This window comes from Gordonia sp. (in: high G+C Gram-positive bacteria) (assembly GCF_012515855.1).
Lineage (GTDB): Bacteria > Actinomycetota > Actinomycetes > Mycobacteriales > Mycobacteriaceae > Gordonia.
The window spans coordinates 1-6020 of the sequence record NZ_JAAYXO010000006.1 but is presented as its reverse complement, the minus strand read 5'-3'; the positions used below and the strand labels follow the sequence as shown (position 1 = coordinate 6020).

Annotated in this window: 4 protein-coding genes and 1 pseudogene; 3 read left to right on the top strand and 2 right to left on the bottom strand. The window is 68.8% G+C overall.

Going from position 1 to position 6020, the window contains the following annotated elements:
• Positions 1-320: 320 nt before the first annotated feature.
• Entirely contained in the window at positions 321-995 is a 675-nt protein-coding gene (locus GX543_RS00330; RefSeq protein ID WP_105942942.1) for a peptidase S1 family protein, read from the bottom strand.
• Positions 996-1305: 310 nt separating this feature from the next.
• Between GX543_RS00330 and serA the strand changes: the two genes are divergently transcribed.
• Both serA and GX543_RS00320 read left to right on the top strand, forming a co-directional pair.
• Positions 1306-2901: a phosphoglycerate dehydrogenase gene (serA, locus tag GX543_RS00325; RefSeq protein WP_105942941.1), complete on the top strand. Its 1596-nt coding sequence runs from the start codon at positions 1306-1308 to the stop codon at positions 2899-2901.
• Positions 2898-3944, top strand: coding sequence for a 3-isopropylmalate dehydrogenase (locus GX543_RS00320; RefSeq protein ID WP_290849039.1), 1047 nt, complete (start codon positions 2898-2900; stop codon positions 3942-3944). Before serA ends, GX543_RS00320 begins: the two co-directional genes overlap by 4 nt.
• A 291-nt stretch (positions 3945-4235) precedes the next feature.
• Here the strand turns inward: GX543_RS00320 and GX543_RS00315 are convergent, their stop codons facing one another.
• A complete protein-coding gene (locus GX543_RS00315; protein ID WP_105942939.1) occupies positions 4236-5138 on the bottom strand; it encodes a LysR substrate-binding domain-containing protein in 903 nt (300 codons plus the stop codon).
• A 164-nt stretch (positions 5139-5302) separates the two neighbouring features.
• Between GX543_RS00315 and GX543_RS00310 the strand changes: the two are divergent.
• A pseudogene (locus tag GX543_RS00310) lies at positions 5303-6020 on the top strand (1-pyrroline-5-carboxylate dehydrogenase); the annotation flags it as partial.

The following is a 6020-nucleotide window of genomic DNA, read 5'->3' as shown; positions in this document are numbered from 1 at the left end:
CGCCCTCGGCTGATCGTATGAGGGCGCCCGCCTTCGCGCTGCGGCGCGCGCCGGCCGGTGGCGTCGGGTGGCCGTGTGTCGATGATCGAGTTGCGAAGTGGCCGAGCTGGAAGACCTCGACCTCGACGTCTGAGTGGCGGGGCGGCCGGTGTCGAGGGGGCCGGTGGTCGACGCAGCGAAGCACACCGCAGCACGACGACGGGCGGCCCGGGAAGGATCCCGGACCGCCCGTCGTGGGGGTCTCGACTGCGCTCGACCGACGAAGTGGCTCGACCGACGAAGTGGCTCGACCGGCGAAGTGGCTCGACCGGTCGGGGTGGCTACGCCACGCGGAAGCCGCCGTAGCCCCAGCGGTTCAGCTGCTTCATGATCACGCCCATGTTGGTGCCGGTCTCCGGACCGATGCAGGACACGAAGTAGTAAGCGTTCACCATGCCGACCAGGCGGTTTCCGACGACCACGGGGCTGCCGGAATCGCCTTCGACGACGCACATCTGGGAGAAGTGCGAGACACCGTCGGAGAACCAGGTGACGCCGCAGGTGTGGCCCGTGGTGCGGCCGTCCTTGCAGACGATCGTCGGGAAGTTCACCGGGCGGGTGTCGATCGAGCGGATGGTGACGCCGCGGACGGTCCGGACCGGCCGCACCTTGGCCGCGTCGAGGTGGATCACCCCGATGTCGATGTTGTCGTTGACGGCGGCGAACCGGCCGATCGGGCCGCGGTTCGGCGAACGCTCGGAGAGGACGACCTGACCGGGGCGGCCGCAGTGACCCGCAGTCAGAGCGATCAGACGGCCCTTGTGGGCGCCGGAGGTCGGGCGGCCGACCGCGGTGACGGTGCACGCGGAGGCCGAGTTGCCGCCGCGCAAGGTCAGGATTCCCGAACCGCCGCCGACATTGACCTTCGGCGCGGCCTCGGCGTTGCCGATTCCGACAGCGACCAGACCCAGAATCGCGGCGATCACGGCCGCGAAGACCAATGCGGTCTTCTTCATGTACAAACTCCGCTCGTTGCGGTCCCGGGGGCCGAGACCTTGGTAGTGCCTCACTCTATGCACGGTCTCCCCGCTCGTCGCAGACGAAGAGCACGGCTCGGGTGAGCCGTGACCGAAAAGAGACAACGCTAGGGAATCTACCCGGCGAACCGTGTGGTACACCACATTCGCAGGTCGGCACGTGTGCCAGGACACCCTCGGGCCGCCCGGGGCGACTATGACTTGCCGTTGGTGGGAGCCTAAAGTAGTCGCGTCAGACGCGTGCGCCCGGCGCGTGCATGCGCGAATCGATGAACTTGGAGAAAACCTAGTGACCGCATCCAGCCGTCCCGTCGTCCTGATCGCAGACAAGCTCGCCCCGTCGACCGTCGAGGCACTCGGCGGCGACGTCGAGGTCCGCTGGGTCGACGGCCCGGACCGGCCGAAGTTGCTGGAGGCGGTCGTCGACGCGGACGCGATCCTGGTGCGCTCGGCCACGACGGTCGACGCCGAAGTGCTCGACGCGGGCAAGAACCTCAAGATCGTGGCTCGTGCCGGTGTCGGCCTGGACAACGTCGACGTGCCCGCCGCCACCGAGCGCGGCGTCATGGTCGTGAACGCCCCGACGTCGAACATCCACTCCGCCGCCGAGCATGCTGTCGCGCTGCTCATGTCGGCGGCCCGTCAGGTGCCCGCCGCCGACGTCACCCTGAAGGAGAAGACCTGGAAGCGCTCGTCGTTCTCCGGCGTCGAACTCTTCGACAAGACCGTCGGCGTCGTCGGGCTGGGCCGGATCGGCCAGCTGGTCGCGGCCCGTCTCGGCGCCTTCGAGACCCACCTCATCGCCTACGATCCCTACGTCTCGGCCGCCCGCGCAGCCCAGCTGGGCATCGAGCTGGTGAGCCTGGAGGAGTTGCTGGAGCGTTCGGACTTCATCACCGTGCACCTGCCCAAGACCAAGGAGACCGCCGGTCTGATCGGGGCCGACGAGCTGGCGCGCACCAAGGAGGGCGTGATCATCGTCAACGCCGCTCGCGGCGGTTTGATCGACGAGGCCGCGCTGGCCGAGTCGATCAAGTCCGGCCACGTGCGGGCCGCCGGCTTGGACGTCTTCGCGACCGAGCCGTGCACCGATTCGCCGCTGTTCGACCTGGATCAGGTCGTGGTTACTCCGCACCTGGGCGCCTCCACCGCCGAAGCACAGGACCGCGCAGGAACCGACGTCGCCAAGAGCGTGCAGCTGGCGCTGGCCGGCCAGTTCGTTCCGGATGCGGTGAACATCACCGGCGGACCGGTCGACGACGAGGTCGCGCCCTGGCTGGACCTCTCGCGCAAGCTCGGTCGCCTGGTCGGCGTGGTCGCCGAAGGACAGCCGACCGTGGTCACCGTCGAGATCCGCGGCGAGCTGGCCGCCCGTCCGGTCGACGTGCTGGGCCTGTCGGCCGTCCGGGGCCTGTTCTCGGCGGTCGTCGACGAGCCGGTGACCTTCGTGAACGCGCCGAGCGTCGCGGCCGAGCGCGGCGTGAGCTACGAGGTGGTCACCGCCAGCGAGAGCCCGAATCACCGCAGCATGATCGACGTGCGTGCCGTGTTCGCCGACGGCACTCACGTGAACGTCGCCGGTACCCTGACCGAGCCGCGCGAGGTCGAGAAGATCGTCAACGTGAACGGCCGCAACTTCGACCTGCGTGCCGAGGGCAAGAATCTCATCATCAGCTACGCCGACCAGCCGGGCACGCTCGGCAAGATCGGCACGCTGCTGGGCAACGCGGGCGTCGACATCGTCGCCGCCGGCCTGGCGCAGGACCTCGAAGGTCCCGGTGCCACCATCATTCTGCGTGTGGACCGCACCGTGGACGAGGATGTGCTGGCCGCGGTCGCCGACGCCGTCTCGGCGACCCTGATCAAGCAGGTGGACTTCTCGTGAAGCTCGCAGTGATCCCCGGCGACGGGATCGGCCCTGAGGTCACCGCACAGGCGCTGCGCGTGCTGACCAAGCTGCACCCCGAGGTGCAGACCACCGAGTACGACTTCGGCGCCCGTCGCTACCATGCCACCGGTGACCTGCTGACCGACGACGACGTGGCCTCGCTGCGCGAGCACGAGGCCATCCTGCTCGGCGCCATCGGCGATCCGTCGGTGCCGCCGGGCATCCTCGAGCGCGGCTTCCTGCTGAAGATGCGGTTCGTTCTGGATCACCACGTGAACCTGCGGCCGTCGGTGCTGTTCGAGGGCGTCGCGTCGCCGTTGGCCGCCGCCGGGAGCGCAGCGAGCGGGGCGAACGGAACCGGCGATCCGGCGATCGACTTCGTCGTGGTGCGCGAGGGCACCGAGGGGCCGTACACCGGCAACGGCGGCGCGATCCGCGTGGGCACCCCGCACGAGGTGGCCACCGAGGTCAGCGTGAACACCCGATTCGGTGTGGAACGTGTGGTGCGCAACGCCTTTGAGCGAGCCCAGTCGCGCCGCAAGAAGCTGACGCTGGTGCACAAGACCAACGTGCTGACCTTCGCCGGGTCCATGTGGGCCCGCACGGTCGACGAGGTGGGCGCGGAGTTCCCCGAGGTCTCGGTGGACTACTGCCATATCGACGCGGCCACCATCTACCTGGTGACCGATCCGGGCCGCTTCGACGTGATCGTCACCGACAACCTGTTCGGCGACATCATCACCGATCTGGCCGCCGCGGTGACCGGCGGGATCGGGTTGGCCGCTTCGGGCAACATCGACGCCACCCGCGCCAACCCGTCGATGTTCGAGCCGGTGCACGGCAGCGCGCCGGACATCGCCGGCCAGAATCTGGCAGACCCGACGGCGGCGATCCTCTCGGTGGCACTGCTGCTGCGTCATCTCGGCGACGATGCCGGCGCCGAGCGGGTCGAAGCGGCGGTGGCCCGGGACGTGGCGACCCGCGGCGACGAGCGCGGCTCGACCACCGAGGTGGGCGACCGGATCCTGGCACTGGTCTGACGCGTCGTGATCTCGACGTCGCTCGATCGTCGGGGGGTGATCTCGACTTCGCTCGATCGGCGAGGGGGATCTCGTTGGTCGAGGAGTTGCTCGATCGGCGAGTGGAGTTCCTCGTTGGTCGAGCGGAGTCGAGACCATTGATCGCGCGCGCAACCTGATCCTCGCGGTCGGCGGGCCGAAATCAGGGTGCCCGGAACCTCCGTCTCGGTCTGGCACCCTCCGTCGAGGGTGCCAGAGCGAATCCAGGGTGCCCGGCACCCTCGTTTCGACCGAGCCCGAGCCGGGGAGGCGCTACCTCCGCGCGGCTTCCTCCGCGAGGGCGGCGCGAACGGCGGCGATCGCCGGGTCCTCGCCCTGGGCTGATCGCGCGGCCGTGAACACCGTGCGTTCCGGGTCTCCGGGCAGGTCGATCAGCCGGATCCGCGGTCGTCCCTGTGCGTGCACCAGCCCGGGCACCAGGGCGACGGCGTTGCCGGTCTCGATCAGCCTGATGTGAGCCTGCAGGTCGGCGGTCTCGAACCGGATGTCGGGCTCGAAACCGGCACTGCGACACAGCTGTTCGGCCCAGTGCCTCGAAGCCGCACGGCGCGGCTCCATCACCCAGGGGACGTCGGAAGCGTCGGCCAGCGACGTGATCGAGTCGAACTCGGGTCGCCCGGCGATCAGCGGCAGGGCCAGTTGGATCCGGTCCCGGGTGAGCGGAGCGCGGTCGAGGCCCGAGAACTGCACGGTGGCGTGACCGGGATACTGTTCGGCGATCACCAAGTCGAAGCCGCGGGCCCACGTCTCGAAGTGCGCCGTTTCGGGTTCGTGCTGCATCACGTCGATCCGCAGATTGGGGTGGTCGGTCCGCAGACGGTCGAGCACCTGTGGAAGCAGCGCCAGCATCACGGTCTGGAAGGCGGCGACCCGGACGGTTCCGCTGACCTCGCCCTGGCGCAGGCGGATCCCCGACTCGATCCGCTCGATGTGGTTGAGCAACTCGTCGGCCTCGGCGACCAGGTACTCGGCTGTCGCGGTGAGTTCGAGCAGCCGGCCGTTGCGCTGCAGCAAGGACGCGCCGACTTCCCGTTCGAGCAGCGAGAGCTGCTGCGACACGGCGGACGGGCTGTAGTTCAGCGCCTCGGCGACGGCCACCACGGTTCCCCGTGCCGACAGTTCACGCAGCAGGCGCAGTCGTTTCACCTCCAGCATCGCGGGCTCACCGGTGCCTTCCGTCGTCGTCTCATCATTCGGTTCTACTTAACGATAAAGCACAGATAATGCCGCTGTACTTCAACGGCGATTCGGGTGAGCATGGCTGCAAGGAGGCAGGCGCTGTGCGCCCGCACACACCGCCGATCGAGAGAGGCAGTCCAGTGACGAACGCAGTAGAGGCACGGCAGCAGGTACGACCGCAAGATCTGGCGGACGACGCCGTCGCGCTGGTGCAGCGCTGGCTCGCCGAGGCCGAACAGTATCCGGTCGATGCCGCCGCGGCGCGACTCACGGGCGTCCTGAGCGACCCGAACGGCCTCGAATTCACCGTCGGCTTCGTCGACGGCGTCGTGCGGCCGGAGGACCGGAAGGCAGCCGCCAAGAAACTCAAGAGCCTCGCCCCGCTCACTCCGAAGTTCCTGCCCGCGCCGATGCGCGGCGCGGTATCCCTGGGCGGAGTGATGGCCCAGCCGCTGCCCGGTGTCGTGGTGCCGACCGCGCGGAGAGTCTTGCGGGAGATGGTCAGCCACCTGATCATCGATGCCACCGACAGCAAGCTCGGCCCGGCGATCGCCAAGATCAAGCGGGACGGTGTCCGGCTCAACATCAATCTTCTCGGCGAGGCGATCCTCGGGGAGCACGAGGCGCAGCGCCGTCTGGCCGGCACCCACAAGCTGCTCTCGCGCCCGGACGTGGACTACGTCTCGATCAAGGTGTCCTCGACCGTCGCCCCGCACAATCACTGGGCGTTCGACGAGGCCGTCGACGGCATCACCGAGCAGCTGGTGCCGCTCTTCGCCCGTGCGGCCGGTGCCGGGAGCGGGCCGAACGACACCGCGGCGAGTCCGCAGAAGTTCATCAACCTGGACATGGAGGAGT

Bases quoted from the DNA above. Each gene is read 5' to 3' on its own strand.
- GX543_RS00330 (WP_105942942.1), bottom strand. From the start codon at position 995: ATGAAGAAGACCGCATTGGTCTTCGCGGCCGTGATCGCCGCGATTCTG.
- GX543_RS00315 (WP_105942939.1), bottom strand. From the start codon at position 5,138: ATGCTGGAGGTGAAACGACTGCGCCTGCTGCGTGAACTGTCGGCACGG.